General features: G+C 63.6%; 19 protein-coding genes and 1 riboswitch. Of the genes, 9 read left to right on the top strand and 10 right to left on the bottom strand.

The genetic code is table 11. The features are described from left to right. Positions 1 to 109 precede the first annotated feature (109 nt). The 4 genes from MTX34_RS16825 to MTX34_RS16810 all read right to left on the bottom strand — a co-directional run bounded on the left by MTX34_RS16825 (position 110) and on the right by MTX34_RS16810 (position 4006). Positions 110 to 919, bottom strand: a complete 810-nt coding sequence (locus tag MTX34_RS16825; protein ID WP_243610138.1) for an ABC transporter ATP-binding protein — start codon at positions 917 to 919, stop codon at positions 110 to 112. A gap of 9 nt (positions 920 to 928) precedes the next feature. Beyond that, the gene (locus MTX34_RS16820) at positions 929 to 1957 is read right to left on the bottom strand and encodes an ABC transporter substrate-binding protein (RefSeq protein ID WP_243610137.1); all 1029 of its coding nucleotides are present in this window, start codon (positions 1955 to 1957) and stop codon (positions 929 to 931) included. A gap of 34 nt (positions 1958 to 1991) precedes the next feature. After that, on the bottom strand, positions 1992 to 2861 hold the full coding sequence (locus MTX34_RS16815; RefSeq protein WP_243610136.1) for an ABC transporter permease: 870 nt from the start codon (positions 2859 to 2861) through the stop codon (positions 1992 to 1994). A gap of 116 nt (positions 2862 to 2977) precedes the next feature. Beyond that, the gene (locus MTX34_RS16810; protein ID WP_243610135.1) at positions 2978 to 4006 is read right to left on the bottom strand and encodes a LacI family DNA-binding transcriptional regulator; all 1029 of its coding nucleotides are present in this window, start codon (positions 4004 to 4006) and stop codon (positions 2978 to 2980) included. A gap of 211 nt (positions 4007 to 4217) precedes the next feature. On the opposite strand from MTX34_RS16810, the gene MTX34_RS16805 reads away from it, so the two are divergent. From MTX34_RS16805 to MTX34_RS16790, 4 genes are read left to right on the top strand one after another with little or no spacing between them, the layout of a single operon-like run. Next, the gene (locus MTX34_RS16805) at positions 4218 to 5375 is read left to right on the top strand and encodes a Gfo/Idh/MocA family protein (RefSeq protein WP_094741597.1); all 1158 of its coding nucleotides are present in this window, start codon (positions 4218 to 4220) and stop codon (positions 5373 to 5375) included. After that, positions 5372 to 6553 carry a dihydrodipicolinate synthase family protein gene (locus tag MTX34_RS16800; RefSeq protein WP_243610134.1) on the top strand — a complete coding sequence of 394 codons (1182 nt, stop codon included), beginning with the start codon at positions 5372 to 5374 and terminating at the stop codon, positions 6551 to 6553. Before MTX34_RS16805 ends, MTX34_RS16800 begins: the two co-directional genes overlap by 4 nt. Continuing rightward, positions 6550 to 7401 carry a sugar phosphate isomerase/epimerase gene (locus tag MTX34_RS16795; RefSeq protein ID WP_243610133.1) on the top strand — a complete coding sequence of 284 codons (852 nt, stop codon included), beginning with the start codon at positions 6550 to 6552 and terminating at the stop codon, positions 7399 to 7401. The genes MTX34_RS16800 and MTX34_RS16795 overlap by 4 nt, the downstream gene beginning before the upstream one ends. After that, positions 7398 to 8480, top strand: a complete 1083-nt coding sequence (locus MTX34_RS16790; RefSeq protein WP_243610132.1) for a glycerate kinase — start codon at positions 7398 to 7400, stop codon at positions 8478 to 8480. The genes MTX34_RS16795 and MTX34_RS16790 overlap by 4 nt, the downstream gene beginning before the upstream one ends. Positions 8481 to 8545: 65 nt before the next feature. On the opposite strand, the gene MTX34_RS16785 is transcribed toward MTX34_RS16790, so the two are convergent. The 3 genes from MTX34_RS16785 to MTX34_RS16775 form a co-directional block, all read right to left on the bottom strand. Beyond that, positions 8546 to 8923, bottom strand: a complete 378-nt coding sequence (locus MTX34_RS16785; protein WP_243610131.1) for a hypothetical protein — start codon at positions 8921 to 8923, stop codon at positions 8546 to 8548. Between the two features lie 210 nt (positions 8924 to 9133). Beyond that, a complete protein-coding gene (locus tag MTX34_RS16780) occupies positions 9134 to 10372 on the bottom strand; it encodes a DUF6461 domain-containing protein (RefSeq protein WP_243610130.1) in 1239 nt (412 codons plus the stop codon). A 93-nt stretch (positions 10373 to 10465) separates the two neighbouring features. Next, the gene (locus MTX34_RS16775) at positions 10466 to 11119 is read right to left on the bottom strand and encodes a hypothetical protein (RefSeq protein WP_243610129.1); all 654 of its coding nucleotides are present in this window, start codon (positions 11117 to 11119) and stop codon (positions 10466 to 10468) included. Between the two features lie 249 nt (positions 11120 to 11368). Here MTX34_RS16775 and MTX34_RS16770 point away from each other — a divergent pair, with 249 nt between their 5' ends. The 3 genes from MTX34_RS16770 (at position 11369) to MTX34_RS16760 (ending at position 13060) form a co-directional block, all read left to right on the top strand. Next, entirely contained in the window at positions 11369 to 11923 is a 555-nt protein-coding gene (locus MTX34_RS16770) for a DUF3558 domain-containing protein (RefSeq protein ID WP_243610128.1), read from the top strand. A 14-nt stretch (positions 11924 to 11937) separates the two neighbouring features. After that, a complete protein-coding gene (locus MTX34_RS16765) occupies positions 11938 to 12339 on the top strand; it encodes a hypothetical protein (RefSeq protein ID WP_243610127.1) in 402 nt (133 codons plus the stop codon). 145 nt (positions 12340 to 12484) lie between these two features. Then, positions 12485 to 12603, top strand: a riboswitch (SAM riboswitch). A 28-nt stretch (positions 12604 to 12631) separates the two neighbouring features. Then, a complete protein-coding gene (locus MTX34_RS16760; RefSeq protein WP_243610126.1) occupies positions 12632 to 13060 on the top strand; it encodes a mandelate racemase/muconate lactonizing protein in 429 nt (142 codons plus the stop codon). A 39-nt stretch (positions 13061 to 13099) separates the two neighbouring features. Here MTX34_RS16760 and MTX34_RS16755 read toward each other — a convergent pair whose 3' ends face one another. From MTX34_RS16755 to MTX34_RS16745, 3 genes are all read right to left on the bottom strand, one after another. Beyond that, entirely contained in the window at positions 13100 to 13564 is a 465-nt protein-coding gene (locus MTX34_RS16755; RefSeq protein WP_243610125.1) for a nucleoside deaminase, read from the bottom strand. Between the two features lie 136 nt (positions 13565 to 13700). Next, positions 13701 to 14078 (bottom strand): hypothetical protein, encoded by a 378-nt coding sequence (locus tag MTX34_RS16750; RefSeq protein WP_032384867.1) that lies wholly within the window; start codon positions 14076 to 14078, stop codon positions 13701 to 13703. Next, positions 14075 to 14896: a hypothetical protein gene (locus MTX34_RS16745; protein ID WP_243610124.1), complete on the bottom strand. Its 822-nt coding sequence runs from the start codon at positions 14894 to 14896 to the stop codon at positions 14075 to 14077. The genes MTX34_RS16750 and MTX34_RS16745 overlap by 4 nt, the downstream gene beginning before the upstream one ends. Before the next feature lie 95 nt (positions 14897 to 14991). On the opposite strand from MTX34_RS16745, the gene MTX34_RS16740 reads away from it, so the two are divergent. Further along, complete coding sequence (locus tag MTX34_RS16740) at positions 14992 to 15453, top strand: TerD family protein (RefSeq protein ID WP_308198546.1); 462 nt, start codon at positions 14992 to 14994, stop codon at positions 15451 to 15453. 132 nt (positions 15454 to 15585) lie between these two features. Beyond that, positions 15586 to 15873: a hypothetical protein gene (locus tag MTX34_RS16735; protein WP_243610122.1), complete on the top strand. Its 288-nt coding sequence runs from the start codon at positions 15586 to 15588 to the stop codon at positions 15871 to 15873. Positions 15874 to 15880 lie beyond the last annotated feature (7 nt).

The following is a 15880-nucleotide window of genomic DNA, read 5'->3' as shown; positions in this document are numbered from 1 at the left end:
ATCCAGCAGGGGAATCGACTCGTCGAGCGTCGACGAGAGCCGGTCACCGTCCGAACGAACAGCCCCCTGCAGACCGAACAGGTCTGCAGGGGCTGTCGTGCGTGAGCGCTCAGTCCGCGCTCGTTGTCGCTCCCAGGAGATCACGCACAGTATTTGCAACACTGATGAATTCGGGTTTCTCCATCGTTGCGCTGTAGTCCCGATGCACCGGCAGGTCGACGTCGAGGATGTCCACTATTCGACCCGGCCGCGGGCTCATGACGACCACCCGGTTGGCGAGGTAGACCGCTTCGGCGACGGAGTGGGTGACCAGCATGACCGTCGTTCCGGTTTCCCGCCAGATGCGGTGCAGTTCGACGTTCATCTTCTCGCGAGTGAGAGCGTCCAGCGCACCGAACGGCTCGTCCATGAGCAGCACCTCCGGCTCGTGCAGCAGTGCACGGCACAGGGATACGCGCTGCTGCATGCCGCCGGACAGCTCGTGGGGGAGAGCTCCCTCGAAGCCCGTCAAACCGGTCATCTCGATGAGCTGATCGGCTTTCGCGGCCGCGGCCTTGCGGTTCATCCCGCGCATCTCACCCTGAAGCAGAATGTTCTTCCGCACCGTCCGCCATTCCAGCAGCGCCGCGCGTTGGAAGACGTAACCGATGTTGCGCTGGGGGCCATGCACCTCCTTGCCTGCCAACTCCACCGAACCGCGAGAGGCACCGGTGAGACCGGCGACCACCTTGAGAAGGGTGGACTTACCGCAGCCGGACGGCCCTGCGATGGAGACGAATTCGCCCCTGCCGACCTGTAGGTCGACGTCGGAGAGAGCGGTGACGTCACCTCGCTTGGAGGAGAACTGGACGGTCAGGTTGTCCACCGATACCGCGGTTTCGGTCATCGTTGTCGGCCGTTCACTGGTGATGGCGTTCATGATTGCGTCTCATTCCTCGTTGGAGGTGAAGCTGGAGTCCCAGTACGTCGACGCCTCGGCTCCGGTCTCGGTGAGTCCGGCGTCGCTGAGGATGCTGATGGTGTTGGCCCAGTCCTCGTCACTGTTGACGCCCGGTGCCATTCCTTCGGTGTTCTCGGTCGTGAGCAGAGGGATCGTCTCCTGCCATTGCTGCAGCAGCACCGACTCCGGCGGAGTCTGCGGGTCCTTACCGACCATCGACGCCACGGCCGCTTCAGGATTGGCAATGGCTGCCTCGAACGACTCGCGGGTGGCGTCGACCATCGCCTGAGCGAGCTCCGGCGAGTTCTCGATGGTCGACGTGTTGGCGATGAGGCCGTTGCTGTAGAAGTTCAGACCCTCATCGGAGTAGCGGAGATAGCGCATCTCGCGTCCGGACTTGTTCGCGATGTTGGGCCCCTGGTCGTGTGCGAAGCCGATGAGACCGTCGACCTGACCCGAGAGCATCGCTGCGATCTTGCCTGCGGAGTCCAGACTCTGCTGCTGAACCTGGTCCTCGGGAACTCCGGCGCGGTCGAGGAAGATGGGGAATGTGGTGGTGGGGGCGTCACCTGCGGACACGGCGATGGTCTTGCCGGCGAGGTCGGCGGTGGTCTGGATCGGTCCGTCCGCGTAGACCTGCACAGCCGACGGCGTCGTCTGCAGGAATACGCCGAGACTCTTGACCTTCACGCCCTTGTCGATGTTGGACATCACGGCCGCGGTGTCGGCCCAGCCGAAGTCGGTTTGGTTCGAGCCCGCTGCCTGGGCGGTCTTGGTGGATCCTTGGCCGGCGGTGATGGTGAGGTCGATACCGTGCTCGGCGAAGATTCCCTCCTGCACGCCGTAGTAGAACGGGGCGTGCTCGCCGTAGGGATACCAGTTGAGCATCAGCGAGGTCGCGGTGGTCTCACCGTCGGTGCCAGGGGCCTTTTCCTCGCCGCCACCTCCTCCGCTGCATCCGGCGAGTAACAGAGCGGACGACGCGACGGTCGCCACCAGAACGTTCTTGAGCTTCATGGAATGTGTCCTTCGATGTAGGGAGATCATGCGGTCACACAGCGCCGACGGACGCGGTGGAGCGACGCGATGCATGCCAGGGGATGAGGAATTTCTCGCCGATCTCGATGATCAGGAAGAGGAGAATTCCCAGTAGGGACATGATGATGAGTGCAGCGAAAAGCATTGCTGTGTCGATGTTTCCGTTGGCCTGGAGGATCACGTACCCCAGACCTTCGTTGGCACCGACGAATTCACCGACCACCGCTCCGGTCACCGCGAGTGTTGCGGCGATCTTCAGGCCGGACATCAGCTGGGGCAGCGACGCGGGAAAACGCACCTTGCAGAACGTCTTCCACTTGCTCGCACCCATCGTCGAGGTGAGTTCGAGGATCTCGGGATCGACGGAACGCAATCCCGCCATTCCAGCGATGACGATGGGGAAGAACGCCATCAGGACGGCCACGAGGATCTTGGGGCTGGGGCCGAAGCCGAGCCACACGACGAACAGCGGCGCGATGGCGATCTTCGGGATCACCTGCGCGAACAGGATGAGCGGATACATCGTCTTCTCGATCGAGGACGAGTAGATCATCACCACCGCGACGGCGATGCCGACCACCGATGCGATGACGAAGCCGGCAATGGTCTCGTAGGTGGTCACCCAGGTGTGGCCGGCGAGGTAGGAGGCGTTGTCCACCATCGTCGACCACGTGTCACCGGGTGACGGGAGAATATAGGGCGCAACGAGTTCGGAGGCGGTGACGGCCCACCAGGCGGCGACGAGCACAGCCACGAGTGCCAGTGGCCGCCACAGACCGGACCAGGTATTGCGGAGCGAAGGGAACCGTCGACGACGGGTCGGTGCGGGTGGAGGAACCGACGCAGTGGCAGAACGGACTTCGACCGACGATGTTGTCGTCATAAGGAGTCCTCGAGCTAGTAGGAGGGCGGGTCCGTCTACTCCCGCTGGAATGCGCTTTCCGAAGCTGTCGCCCAACGTAGTGTGATTGCGCCCACAGTGTCAAGCAATTCGGACAATCAGCTGTTCAGGGCAGTGCTGCGCCGCAGGACGACGGTCCCCGGTGCCCACTCCCGGCTTCCGGGGCGACTCTGCGGATCGAGGGCGAGCTGCACGGCTCGTTCGCCGATATCGACCAACGACAGAGCGACGGTCGTCAGGCTCGGGGAGTGATCCCGCAGGGTGGGGATGTCGTCGAATCCTGCGACGCAGACGTCCTCCGGCACGCTCAGGCCCAGCTCGCGCCACGCTGCGATTGCCCCGATGGCCATGACGTCGGTGACCGCAAATACGCAGGGAGGTGTGCCGTGGCCGGGGGAGAGTTCGAGCGCAGCCGCCAGGCGCCGCGCGGCGCTGTAGCCACCGTCTCGCGAGAAGTCCCCGGCCACTTCGATTTCCGGTGTGAGGCCGTGTGTGCACAGTGTCTCGACGAAGCCGTTGCGACGATCGGTCGAGGTCCGGATGTTTCCCGGTCCGCCGATGATCGCGAAGCGGCGATGGCCGTGTTCGTGCAGGGCCTGCGCCAGAGCCGCCGATGCGGCGAAATTCTCGGGTTCGACCGCCGAGGCGAACGGCACCGGTTGCCCGATCACCACCACCCTGCCGCCGTTGTCGCGGTATGCCGCGAACTCCTGCTCCAACGCTCGGTCCAAGTCGCCACTCTGCCTCGAGCCGGCCAGGATGATGGCGTCGGCGCGGTGCGAGATGAAGGTGGCGACCGACTGCCGTTCGAGAGCGAAATCGCGCTCGGTACTGGCCAGCAGTACCAGCTTGTCGGCCGCGCGAGCCTCGTTCTGCACGCCGCGAACGATGGACGAGAAGTAGGGGTCGGCCACGTCGTGCACCACGAGCCCGATCAAGCCCGTCGACGACCGGGCCAGCGCCTGGGCCTGAGCGTTGGCGATGTAGCCGAGATCGGCCGCTGCTGCGCGCACGCGATCGGCCACACCCTCGCCGGGTACTCGTGACGAGCCGTTGAGCACCCGCGACGCGGTGGCCTGCGAGACGCCCGCCGCCGCGGCCACATCGCTGAGTCGTACTGCGGCCATGCACACTCACCCCCTGCGAAATCATTCCGATCGCCGGTCACCTCTTGACCGATCGACTCCGACAGCATAGCTTGGAAAGCGCATTCCGAAGCTGACTTTTCCTCACGACGCGTAGTGGACTTTCCGCCACACCGTCGATACGGCCCCATCCGTCATGGCTCGCCGTCGTCCCACGTCCTTCGTCATCAGTGCACAGAAAGGGCAATCTCTCATGCCCACACCAACCCGTACCTTGCGCATCGCCATGAACGGCGTGACCGGCCGCATGGGCTACCGTCAGCATCTCCTTCGGTCCATCCTGCCCATCCGCGACGCCGGTGGACTCCTCCTCGACGACGGCACGCGCATCCAGGTCGAGCCGATCCTGGTCGGCCGCAACGAAGCCAAGCTCCAGGAGCTCTGCACCCGGCACGGTATCGCCGAGTACACCACCGACAGCGCATCCGTCATCGACGACGCGTCCATCGACATCTACTTCGACGCCCAGGTCACCTCGCGGCGCGCCGAAGCACTCTCGTCGGCGATGAAAGCCGGCAAGCACATCTTCACCGAGAAGCCGACCGCCGAAACACTGACACAAGCCATCGAACTGGCCCGCATCGGGCAGAACGCGGGCATCACGGCCGGCGTCGTGCACGACAAGCTCTACCTCCCAGGACTGGTCAAGCTCAAGCGGCTCGTCGACGAAGGATTCTTCGGCCGCATCCTCTCCCTACGAGGCGAATTCGGCTACTGGGTCTTCGAGGGCGACGGTCAGCCCGCCCAACGACCCAGCTGGAACTACCGGGCCGAGGACGGCGGCGGCATCGTCGTCGACATGTTCTGCCACTGGAACTACGTGCTCGAAGGCATACTCGGCAAGGTCGAGACCGTCACCGCGAAGACCGCCACCCACATCCCGACGCGCTGGGACGAGCAGGGCAACGAATACGCCGCCACCGCAGACGACGCCGCCTACGGCATCTTCGAGATGGAGAACGGCGTTGTCGCCCAGATCAACTCGTCGTGGGCGGTGCGAGTGTTCCGAGACGAACTGGTCGAATTTCAGATCGACGGCACGCACGGATCGGCGGTCGCGGGGTTGCGCAACTGCGTCGCCCAGCATCGTTCGCACACCCCCAAGCCTGTGTGGAATCCAGATCTGCCCGTCACCGAACCGTTCCGCGACCAGTGGCTCGAGGTCCCCGCGAACGCCGACCTGGACAACGGTTTCAAGTTGCAATGGGAAGAGTTCCTGCGCGACGTCGTCGCTGAACGACCGCACCGCTACGGTCTGCTCTCCGCCGCCCGCGGTGTTCAGTTGGCCGAGCTCGGTTTGCGATCGTCCGCCGAGGGCCGCCGCCTCGACGTCCCGGAGATCGCGCTGTGACCGCCGTCGACTCCCGGGTGTCGATCATCCTCCCGGGCCACGGGTTCTACGCGCTCGGCGAACCGGGCGAGTGGATCAAACCCACCGCACCCATCACCTCACGCGTCGCATATGCCGCCGCACACGTCATCCCTAGTGCTATGGGGGACAACACTCCTGGGGCTCCCGCCGACATCGACTGGGACGCCACCCTGGCCTACCGCCACGAACTCTGGTCCTACGGACTGGGCGTCGCCGACGCGATGGATACCGCCCAGCGCGGCATGGGCCTGGACTGGGCCGCGACGTCCGAGCTGATCCGCCGCTCCGGATCCGAAGCCGCTCGCGTCGGCGGGTCACTCGCCTGCGGTGCGGGAACCGATCAGCTCGACCTCGCCACACTGCCGTCGGGCAAGGACGGTCTTGCTGCCGTGCTCGACGCTTACCGCGAGCAGATCGCGGTGGTCACCGAGTCGGGCGCGAAGGTCATAATCATGGCCTCACGCGCTCTGGCTCGGGTCGCGACGTCTGCCGACGACTATCTGTCGGTCTACTCGACCCTGCTCGACGAGGTCGACGATCCCGTCGTATTGCATTGGCTCGGAACGATGTTCGATCCGGCGCTCGCCGGGTATTGGGGGAGCTCAGACATCCCCTCGGCCACTGCGACTTTCGAGAGCCTGATCGCCTCGCAATCATCCAAGGTCGACGGCGTGAAGGTGTCGTTGCTCGACGCCCAGCACGAGATCGCCTTGCGAGCCGGGCTACCCGACGGCGTCCGCCTCTACACCGGCGACGACTTCAACTACCCCGAGCTGATCATCGGTGACGGACAGCATCATTCGGATGCGCTGCTCGGCATCTTCGCCGGTATATACCCCGCGGCGTCGACGGCATTGCAGGAACTCGACCTCGGCAATACGGCTCGCGCCGAGGATATTCTGCGCTCGACGCAGGAACTCGGCCGGCACATCTTCGGCGCTCCCACGTATTACTACAAGACCGGAATTGCGTTCCTGTCGTGGCTCAACGGCAAGCAACCTGGGTTCTCGATGGTGGGCGGCTTGGCATCCGGACGCAGCGTGAAGCATCTGACGACGCTGTTCGTCCTGGCCGATCGCGCAGGGTTGCTGGCGGATCCATCGCTGGCCGCGCACCGCATGGGGCTCTACCTTGAACTGAACGGGGCAGCGTCGTGAGTATCGCACCGTTCGACCTCGACAACCCCTACGCAGCACTGTCTCTCAACACCAAGACGACGAACGCCTGGACGCTGAAGCAAGCCGTCGACGGTGCCGCTCGAGCCGGGCTGGGTGCAATAGGTCCGTGGCGGGATCGAATTCAGGAAGCCGGTGTGAGTGAGTCGGCCAAGCTGATCTCGGACGCCGGTCTGCGGGTGTCGAGCCTGTGTCGCGGCGGGTTCCTCACGGCGATCGACGACGACGGTCTCGACGACAACCGTCGCGCTCTCGACGAAGCCGCCGAACTCGGGGCACCCGAGCTCGTGATGGTCATGGGTGGCATCCCCGATCGCGACCTTGCCGGAGCTCGGGCTCGGGTGGAGGAGAGGCTGGCTCTGCTCGTTCCGTACGCACTCGAGCGGGGTGTGCGCATCGCGCTCGAACCCTTGCATCCGATGTTCGTGGCCGACCGCGCGGTCATCTCCACACTGGGACAAGCATTGTCGATGGCCGAGCCGCACCCAGTGGAGGCCGTGGGCGTCGTCGTCGACACCTTCCACGTGTGGTGGGATCCGGATCTGGAGTCACTGATCCGAATTGCTGGTGATCGTGGCCGCATCAGCTCGTACCAGGTGTGCGACTGGCTGGTGCCGATGGAAGCCGACCCCCTCCTCTCGCGCGGAATGATGGGCGATGGTGTGATCGACTTCGAGTCCATCGGCCGATGGGTTCGAGGCGCTGGATACCGGGGTGATGTAGAAGTGGAGATCTTCAACGCTGCTGTGTGGGCGACCGACGGTGACCAGGTGATCGAGACGATGAAGCAGCGCTACCGCGATCTGGTTCTGCCCAGTCTGATCGCATGAGAGTTCTCTTCGCCCCCGATTCCTTCAAAGGCACCATCGACGCCGTCGATGCCGCCGCGGCACTGATCGAGGGGTGGGCGGCTGTCCGCAACGGTGACGACCTGGTGTCGATGCCGCAGGCCGACGGGGGCGAAGGGACACTCGATGTGCTTGCAGCGTGCTCGGCGTGCTCGACGTGGTCGTCGGTGTCCGGTGTCTGCGGCCCGGACGGTCGGCCCGTCGACGCGCGATGTTTGACGCTCGAGAGCGGCCGGGCGGTGATCGAGCTGGCGGAGTCCTCGGGCATCGCGATGATGGAGTCGCTGAATGCACTGACCGCGACGACGCGCGGGCTCGGAGAGGTGATCCGGGAGTGCGGTTCGGATCGAATCTCGGTGGCACTCGGGGGCTCGGCCTCCACCGACGGTGGGTTGGGAGTGCTCCGGGCACTGGGTGTTCGGGTGCTGGACGAATCGGGTCAGGACGTTCCGGAGGGCGGTGCCGGTCTGCTGGCCGCCCGGTCGGTGGATGCGTCGGGCCTCGCGGGAGTGCCGTCCGACATCGAATTGCTGACCGATACGCGCGCGGTGTTGTTCGGACCCGACGGTGCCGCACAGGTCTTCGGGCCGCAGAAGGGTGCGTCGGCCGCGGATATCGAGATGCTGGACGGGGCATTGCAGCGCTGGGCCGAGTTGCTCGCCGACGCCGGCTTGCCGGCCGACCCGTTCATGCCGGGGACCGGTGCTGCGGGCGGAGTGGGATTTGGGCTGTGCGCGCTGGGGGCTCGTGTATCCGGCGGTGCGGAACGGGTGTCGGAGCTGACAGGACTGTCGGCTGCTGTTTCTGCAGCGGACCTCGTGGTGACGGGTGAGGGCAAGTTCGATCGCACGTCGTTGACGGGCAAACTGGTCGGACATGTGGTCCAGATGTGTTCGGACGCTTCAGTTCCGGTGGCGGTGGTCGCCGGGGCGGTGGATTCGGACGTCGAGGTGCGGACCGTGTCGCTGACGGAACTTGCCGGCAGTGGGGAGACGGCCATGGCGGATCCACGACGGTGGTTGATCGACGCTGGACGGCGTTTGGCCAATGAAGTCCGATAGCGAGGGGCACCGAGAACGCAGTCGGAAGCGGATGGTGGCGCGGGCATGAGCATGGTGGGCCGAAATCAGCCGAAGGCGATGCGAGGCCCGACGCTCGCCGTGGCTCCACCGGCGCTGAGGATGAAGTTGTGTCTTCCTTCGTCGCGGAACACCATCTGCATCGGCAGGAACCAGAATCGATTCTCGCCGGTGAAGCCGGCACCGGGGATCTGAAGGCCGCGCTGATTGACGATGTGTTCGCCGTTCGCATCGAGTACTTCGAGCGTCGCGGGGAAGTCCTTACCGATGTCGTCGGGTCCCGTCTGCAACAGCGCGACCAGCCGACATTCGAGCATACGGGTGTCGCGAGGGACCGTGCATGTATCCCAGACGCCGCCGAGAATGTCGAGCATGTCGTTGGAGGCTCGCGCGTACTCCGCGAAAAACAACCCGGTGATGATCATCGGCTTCCTCTCTCGTTCATGAATTGTCTTGAGGTAGAACGGCCTGGCCGCCCGCTTCGACCGAGGCAATCCTGAGATCGTGATGCGAACCGATCCAGGGTGTCAGTGGGCCCGGCAAAGTTCGTCTGTACCGACGACGCTCTCTGCCACTTGATCGCGACCAGTGCAACCAGCGGTGGCGACTTCCGTTGTGCGGGTGGCCATTGCGTGTCAGTCGGGAACTATGAACAGGTCGTTGCTGAATGATTCGTAGAGCACCACATTGCTGAGTTCTTCGGTGCGATGGGTGCTTTCAGCGCGTAGGGGGATGCCGGTGTGGGCGTCGAAAGCGATCGTGAGTGGCCCGCCCCAGAACCCGGGCGGGAAGACGAACTCCCACGCTCGTTTGCCGTTGACCTTGGTGGGCGTCGCCTGACTGGTGGGGTCGATGACGACGTGAAATGGTGTTTCTGGCTCCCAGCGACGGTGTATGGCTAGGAGGTCCTCGGGCGAGGTGACGGGGTTGAAGGGGCCGCGGTGCCAGTGGTCGGCGTTGCCGACGACCGACAGCAGTCCGTGAGCGTCGACTTGGCGTGTGCCGTCGAAGGGCGAATACCAGAACTCGACTTCGTGGCGTTCCTCGGCACCGCCTTGGGTTTCGGAGAGCACCATCGTTGCGTGAACAGTCGCGTCGGCCGTGGATCGGTAGAGCCGATGTACCTCATCCCAGGTTGTGTGGTTCCCGAGGAGCGGGGTTCGTGGGGGCAGTTCGTGAGCGTATGGGTCCTCCGGTTCGGCGCTGGTAGGCATCATGGCGACGGTGAACACGGCGGATCGGAGTAGTTCTTTGCTCACTTCGACTCCGGTGAGTCGTTCAGCGAGGGCAAAGGATCCCTCGATATGGAAGAACTCGGTCCTGGTTCCGTAATAGTCGTCGAGATCGATGCCACCGACTTCGGTGATGAGTGCCAGCACGGTCGCAGCCTCGGCGGGTGAAGCTGTGCGAGCACGCTCGAGGTCCCCCGTGGGGATCATCGGCTCGAACGAGACCTTGAGCTGCCCATCACGCCACCACATGAACCGTGTGAGGGCGTTGACGTTGCTGAAATGGCTGACCACCTCGTGGTGCTCGGTCACGGGGCCGAAAAGCTTGTCATCGACACCGAGGTAGTCACTGTTCTGCTGGATCAACAGCACCCACCCCTTCCCGATGTCGGCAACGCCCACGGTCTGCACGGTCTGATCCGCGCTCGGGTCCGGTCGGACCAGCCCCAGCCTCTCGAATTCCCTCGACCGTTGATCGAAGCCGGCATAGCCCACACCGGTGCGCCGCCTACCGACGGCACCTAATGCATCCAGAACACCGTCGGCGGTGGCATCCCGGATCAAGCTCACGACATGTCCGTTGGATCGCCATCCGCCGAATTCTTCGTCTCTGAACCATAGGTAGTCCCGGTACGTAGTCGCCATCAATCCAGCATCCCAGAACCACATCGCCACATTCAGCTTGCGACAGGCACGTACGCCCACGAAGTTGCGAACGAGATAAAAGCACTCGAGCTTCTACGTTGTCGTCCGCAACGCCCACGCCCGCGCGAGTGCAAAGGTTGCCACGAGTACGCACAGCACCGCCACGATCACGGCGACGAAGGTCGATGCCGTCGTAGAGAATCCGCGAATCCAGGCAGTCCCCGTTCCGACGAGAGTGGCGAGGACACCTCCTACCGGGAGAAAGGCAGCCACGACCTTGGTCGTCCGGGACGACAACGGATCGTGACTTGCCCTGAGCAGCAACCGAACCGAGGCGACTCCGAGCGCGTAGGCCAAAACTCCGGTGCCTGCGTATATCGGCAGCAAGTACTCGGTCGAGACGCTCGAATTCAGACCGGAAAAGCTTGTTCCGACCAGAATCAGTACGGGCGTCATCCCCAGCGTCACTCCGATCAGACCGGCAACGCCGACCAGCCCTACTCGCCGACAGGGATCGACAGCGAATCGAAAGCCGCACAGGTACAGCACCAGGCCTGCGAGCATCCCGACCACTGCGCCGGTTGACGCAGCGACAATGGGTTGCACCCACGGCCCCAGCGTGGTGTCCGGACCATAGAACGACCCGCCGGAGACGTACGCCGAGTACCCCGCAGTCGCGGTCGCCGAGTGACCCAGCACTGCAATCAACGCGCCGAGCAAAGCAAAACCACTTCCCTGTTTGATCACGCGTCAATGATGACGGATGTCCGATCTTCGTAGAGAAATTCGGACGGAGTGTTGCCCGGTCGTCGAAGGATGGCTCGTTCCCTGCCGCGGCTTCGCCCTGGGGTGCGACGGTGTCCACTCGGGCGGGGCAATCGTCGCACCGATCGGGAAACGCCAGGCACAACTGTGTCCGATCCGATGGAACCGATGTCGCGGTAGCTGCGTCCAACATCAAGGGTGGGTTCCGATGGACGGAGTGCTGTGAGCAAGATGCGATTGCTGATCGGGAGTGCGGCCGGCGTGATGCTGGTGGCAACCGGCTGCGGAGGGGCGACCGAAGGCATACCCGTTGCAGCACCGTCGACGACATCGGTGATGCCAACCGCTCCGGCGAACGGGGCGTGGGATCCGTGCACCATCCCAGACGCTGCCATCGAAGACGCGGGGTTGGCCGTGGAGACGAAGTCATCGAACTTGGTGGGGGATCTGCCGATCTCAAAAGACTGGATGACGTGTATCTGGACCAACCCTCTGCCAACGCCGTGGTATCACCTCGGAATCTTCTCGTCCACTGAAAGTCTGGACTATCTGCGTGGGAGTGGACGTTTCGGGCAGTTCGAGCCGATTGAGGGCCTCGACGGTTTGCGGTTCCGCCGGACTACTCAGTACGACGAGGTCAACTGCGGCATCGTCTTCGAGCACCTGAATGGCGTGTTCTACCTCGTCCTCGACGGCTTTCTGGCGACCGAGCCCCTCGGAGATCCGTGTGTCGAGGTGGAACGGTTGGCGCGTTCGCTCCGGCCATCCATGCCTTCATCGAACTAGTTGGGGAGGAACTGATGGGGTCAGAAACGAACGAGCTGGCGGCTTCGATGCAGCAGTGGCAGTCGCTATCGACGCAGGCAGAGGCCGGGGAGCTCGAGATTCCAGAAGGCGTTGCGTTCCAGTGCGACGAGGTATGCGCTGCCTACATCAGGCATTTAGGAGACATGGCGCGCAAGACGGAGTACTTGGTCGACGTCGAGGCGTTCGGCACCTTGGATTCGGCCCGGCAGCTCGGTGAAAAGTTCGAGAGGATTGCTTTCAGTGGTGATCGATCACTGCGCGTCGTGTTGATGCAACATATCGAGGTCATCGAACTGATGCGGTCCGTGTTCAAGCGCTATTTCGATGAAGCCGAGTATGCCGATCAGCGGACGTTGCAGTCCATCGGGGAGATCGCGGAGGGTCTGGGCAAGTGAAATCTCGTGCTGAGGTCCGAGTCGAGCGGTGCCGCTGAGTGGTTGAGCAGATTCTGTCCAGAGGCTGAATCGGTATTCGAGCTGAACGTCGACAGTGATGGAAATTCGTTGTCCAAGCCGTACCCCTCGGCTATTGTCGATGAAGGTTCAAGAGCAATAGCCGTAGGTACCTGGCCGGCTGTTCGGCAACCCCGTCTCCATCGACAGGGTGCCCCAGGGGAAGAACCGGCGCGTCCCGCAACCGCAGGCGTGCAAGTCGATGGAGGGCTTTACCTCCGGGGCGAGGTGAACGATGTCCGGTAGTGACGAACTCGAAGCAGCGCAGGCGAAGTGGGAACCCATTCCGCCGGAACGCCGTCGTACTTGGTGCCAGACGCTATTGAGTTACCCGCCGATCTGGTACGGCGTGTTCCCGATGATCGAGACGCGAAGGCTGGTGCTCGAAGGCAGGTACGCCAATGCCGAAGCCTGGATCGACCTTGCGAAACGTGCTGAAGCAGTAGGCTTCACGCCGCGGACGTGGATGATATTCCGACAAAGTCTCGAGCCCGCGTATCTGAAGGATCGGTTCCCATTCCACCCCGAGAACATGCCGAAGCGGCGAGGGAACGGCGGTGTCGAGACTGTGGTGGTCGATCCCGAGGACTTCTCCGAGTGGCCATGGCTGTTCGAGGCGGGGTACCGCGCGGGCGAGGCGACCTGGCAGGCGCTGGTTCGCTGAGTCACCCGAGCACAGACAGAACCGGTTCGGCGGCACCGCTCATGCGTCCTTCCCGATGTCCTCGAGCCACAAGCTCGGGCGCTCAGCGAGCATGCGTTCCATCAGTTGCACGCATTCGACGTTGTCGACGACGTCGACCTGCACGCCGTGCTCGCGTAGCAAGCTCTCCGATGTCTCGAACGAGCGGTTCTCACCGACGACGATCCGAGGAATCTCGTACAGCAGAGCGGTTCCCGCGCACATGAAGCATGGCGACAACGTGGTGTAGAGCACCGACTTTCGGTACACCGACGCCGGAAGCCGCCCCGCTCGCTCGATGCAGTCGGTTTCTCCATGACGGATTGCGCTGTCCATCTGGACTCGGCGGTTCCGACCGACCGCAAGAACTTCGCCATCGTGAACGAGTGCCGCGCCTATGGGAACCCCGCCCTCCTCCCAACCGATCCTCGCCTGTTCGAGTGCAAGTGCGAGAAAGTACTGGTCTCCGCGCAATGGACTGTTCACATGCTCTCCTCGGTGTTCAAAAACAGCGTATGCAATTCGTGTCCTCGAAAGGACCTGGGTGCCTCCCATAGCAAGGGGTACCGAGAATGCGATCGGGGTCGGATGTCGGCGCGGCCATGAGCATCGCGTCCCGACGTCAGCCGAAGGCGATGCGAAGCCCGACGCTCGCGGTGGCCCCACCGGCGCTGAGGATGAAGTTGTGCCGTCCTTCGTCGCGGAACACCATTTGCATCGGTAGGAACCAGAAGCGATTCTCCCCGGTGAAGCCGGCGCCGGGGATCTGAAGGCCACGTTGATTGACGATGTGTTCGCCGTTCGCGTCGAGCACTTCGAGTGTCGCGGGAAAGTCCTTACCGATGTCGTCGGGTCCCGTCTGCAGCAGCGCGACCAGTCGGCATTCGAGCATGCGGGTGTCGCGTGGAACCGTGCAGGTATCCCAGACGCCGCCGAGAATGTCGAGCATGTCTTCGCTGACCCGTGCGTACTCCGCGAAAAACAACCCGGTGATGATCATCGGCTGGTGTCATCCGTTTCGTAGTAGGGAAGTGATGTCATCGCATCCAGAACTGCCGGGCGAAAAGGGTGCGGCACTGTGTACTTGCCGTCGCAGACCAACCACCCGTCGGCAATGAATTGCTCCAGCATGCCGCGAAGTATCAACGCCGCGATGTGTTCGTACAGATCCCCGGCACCGACGGGGCCGACTGCCGGGAGCCGCGTCCGCGGAGTGCTCGTCATCGCGGCGAGAACGATCTGTCCGGCAACGACATCAACGGCCGGGGACGGACGGAGGGGATCCTCGCTGAAGAAGTGACGACCGATGACGTGCGAGAGTGCCGTTCGGTGAGCGGCCAGGGAGCTGGCAAGTGAGTGGGCAAACTGATGGGCATGTGGACCGGGAACGGCTCTGGTGGAGGTCAACTCGATCAGTCCGGCCGCCTTTGCCGCATCCCACAGTGTCATCAACCCTGGAATCTCTCGCATAGATTTCGACCTCGATGCCCGCCCATCCAACTCCACTCCGACGGCTTTCGCCAGCTCGCGAACCGACCCTGGCCGCGGAACACCCGTGCCCGTGATCGGTCGTGACGTACCGAGCCAGCCGAGGAGTGAGCGAAGCTGCGCAATCGGCTTCGATGCGGTCAGCGCTGCCAACTCTTCGTCGGCGTCTGGCGTTGCGGGCTCGATGCCGTGGGGCGTCACCCGTTCGACCGGGGACTCGACTGCTGGCTCGACGTCGTCGGCCAAGTCCGCGGTGGTGGTACGAGATCCCCGGCGACCGAACAGTGGAATCACTTCGGCGAGGTCGCGATCTGTGCGGTGCGGAGTCACACGCACATCTTATGGAAGACGCGGGGGCTCGCGCCTTCTCGACTCTTTGCCGGAAGAAGAGCGAGCTGGTGCGATGAGCGTGCGTCGACTACGCGATATGTTGGGGCTGTGAAGAACGAGTCGGTGTTCTCTGCGAGGTCGGCGTCGCATTCCTGGTCGACGACGACGAATTGGTGTCCAGTGACGAGGATTTCGTGTTCTACAACGCTCCGGCCACTTCGGACGGTGCCGTGTCGATGTCGATCGACGGTGACAGTGAGCAGGGTGTGCGGATCGATCTGACGCTCGTCCCCGAGGACTGCGCCCGCATTGTCATCGCTGCAGCCACAGACGGCGACAAGACGTTCGGCAACGTCGGCGCGGTGTCGGTGTCCCTCGATGGAGTCGATTCGACTGTCGCCACGGCGGTGCTCGACGCGGCCACGACCGAACAGTCGATGTTGCTCGCCGAGATCTACCGCCGGGGGAGCGGTTGGCGCTTCCGGCCCATCGGCCAGGGTTACGACGACGGATTGGCGGAACTGGCTGTGCGTTACGGCGTCGAGGTCGACAGCTAGCCGACCTTCCTCACTCGGAAGTGGTAACGCGACTCGTTGTCCGCGCGACGTCACCCATGAAGGGATCGAGTCAGTGACCGGAATACGGCCGCCGACGTTTGTGCAGCCCGTACCACCGACGAAAGGCCCTCCATGAACCGCACCAGCCGACGCATTGCAGTAATGACCGGACTCCTCGCGCTTCCGATTGCAGCCGGAGCCACGATGGGAGTTGCGACCGCCGGTGCCGACGAGTGGCACTACGGTCCCGTCTATCGCGCCGAGCAGTCCGGGGAAGGTGGGCAGTACTTCTGCAACAAGGCGCTGTCGCTCGAGAAGGCGTCGCAGTCATACGTCGTGGTGCCCTGCACCAACGTCGAGAACACCGATACGTGGTACCGAGTCGTGGTGAACCCCTACAACTGGGGTTGGAGCGGGTAGCGCGACA

The organism is Rhodococcus sp. ARC_M5 (assembly GCF_022810405.1).
Lineage (GTDB): Bacteria > Actinomycetota > Actinomycetes > Mycobacteriales > Mycobacteriaceae > Rhodococcoides > Rhodococcoides navarretei.
This window is presented reverse-complemented; position numbering and strand designations above follow the sequence as displayed.

Excerpts from the sequence above, each read along its gene's own strand:
- MTX34_RS16825 (WP_243610138.1), bottom strand. The coding sequence starts at position 919 with ATGAACGCCATCACCAGTGAACGGCCGACAACGATGACCGAAACCGCG.
- MTX34_RS16820 (WP_243610137.1), bottom strand. The coding sequence starts at position 1,957 with ATGAAGCTCAAGAACGTTCTGGTGGCGACCGTCGCGTCGTCCGCTCTG.
- MTX34_RS16815 (WP_243610136.1), bottom strand. The coding sequence starts at position 2,861 with ATGACGACAACATCGTCGGTCGAAGTCCGTTCTGCCACTGCGTCGGTT.
- MTX34_RS16810 (WP_243610135.1), bottom strand. The coding sequence starts at position 4,006 with ATGGCCGCAGTACGACTCAGCGATGTGGCCGCGGCGGCGGGCGTCTCG.
- MTX34_RS16805 (WP_094741597.1), top strand. The coding sequence starts at position 4,218 with ATGCCCACACCAACCCGTACCTTGCGCATCGCCATGAACGGCGTGACC.
- MTX34_RS16790 (WP_243610132.1), top strand. The coding sequence starts at position 7,398 with ATGAGAGTTCTCTTCGCCCCCGATTCCTTCAAAGGCACCATCGACGCC.
- MTX34_RS16785 (WP_243610131.1), bottom strand. The coding sequence starts at position 8,923 with ATGATCATCACCGGGTTGTTTTTCGCGGAGTACGCGCGAGCCTCCAAC.
- MTX34_RS16780 (WP_243610130.1), bottom strand. The coding sequence starts at position 10,372 with ATGGCGACTACGTACCGGGACTACCTATGGTTCAGAGACGAAGAATTC.
- MTX34_RS16770 (WP_243610128.1), top strand. The coding sequence starts at position 11,369 with ATGCGATTGCTGATCGGGAGTGCGGCCGGCGTGATGCTGGTGGCAACC.
- MTX34_RS16765 (WP_243610127.1), top strand. The coding sequence starts at position 11,938 with ATGGGGTCAGAAACGAACGAGCTGGCGGCTTCGATGCAGCAGTGGCAG.
- MTX34_RS16760 (WP_243610126.1), top strand. The coding sequence starts at position 12,632 with ATGTCCGGTAGTGACGAACTCGAAGCAGCGCAGGCGAAGTGGGAACCC.
- MTX34_RS16750 (WP_032384867.1), bottom strand. The coding sequence starts at position 14,078 with ATGATCATCACCGGGTTGTTTTTCGCGGAGTACGCACGGGTCAGCGAA.
- MTX34_RS16735 (WP_243610122.1), top strand. The coding sequence starts at position 15,586 with ATGAACCGCACCAGCCGACGCATTGCAGTAATGACCGGACTCCTCGCG.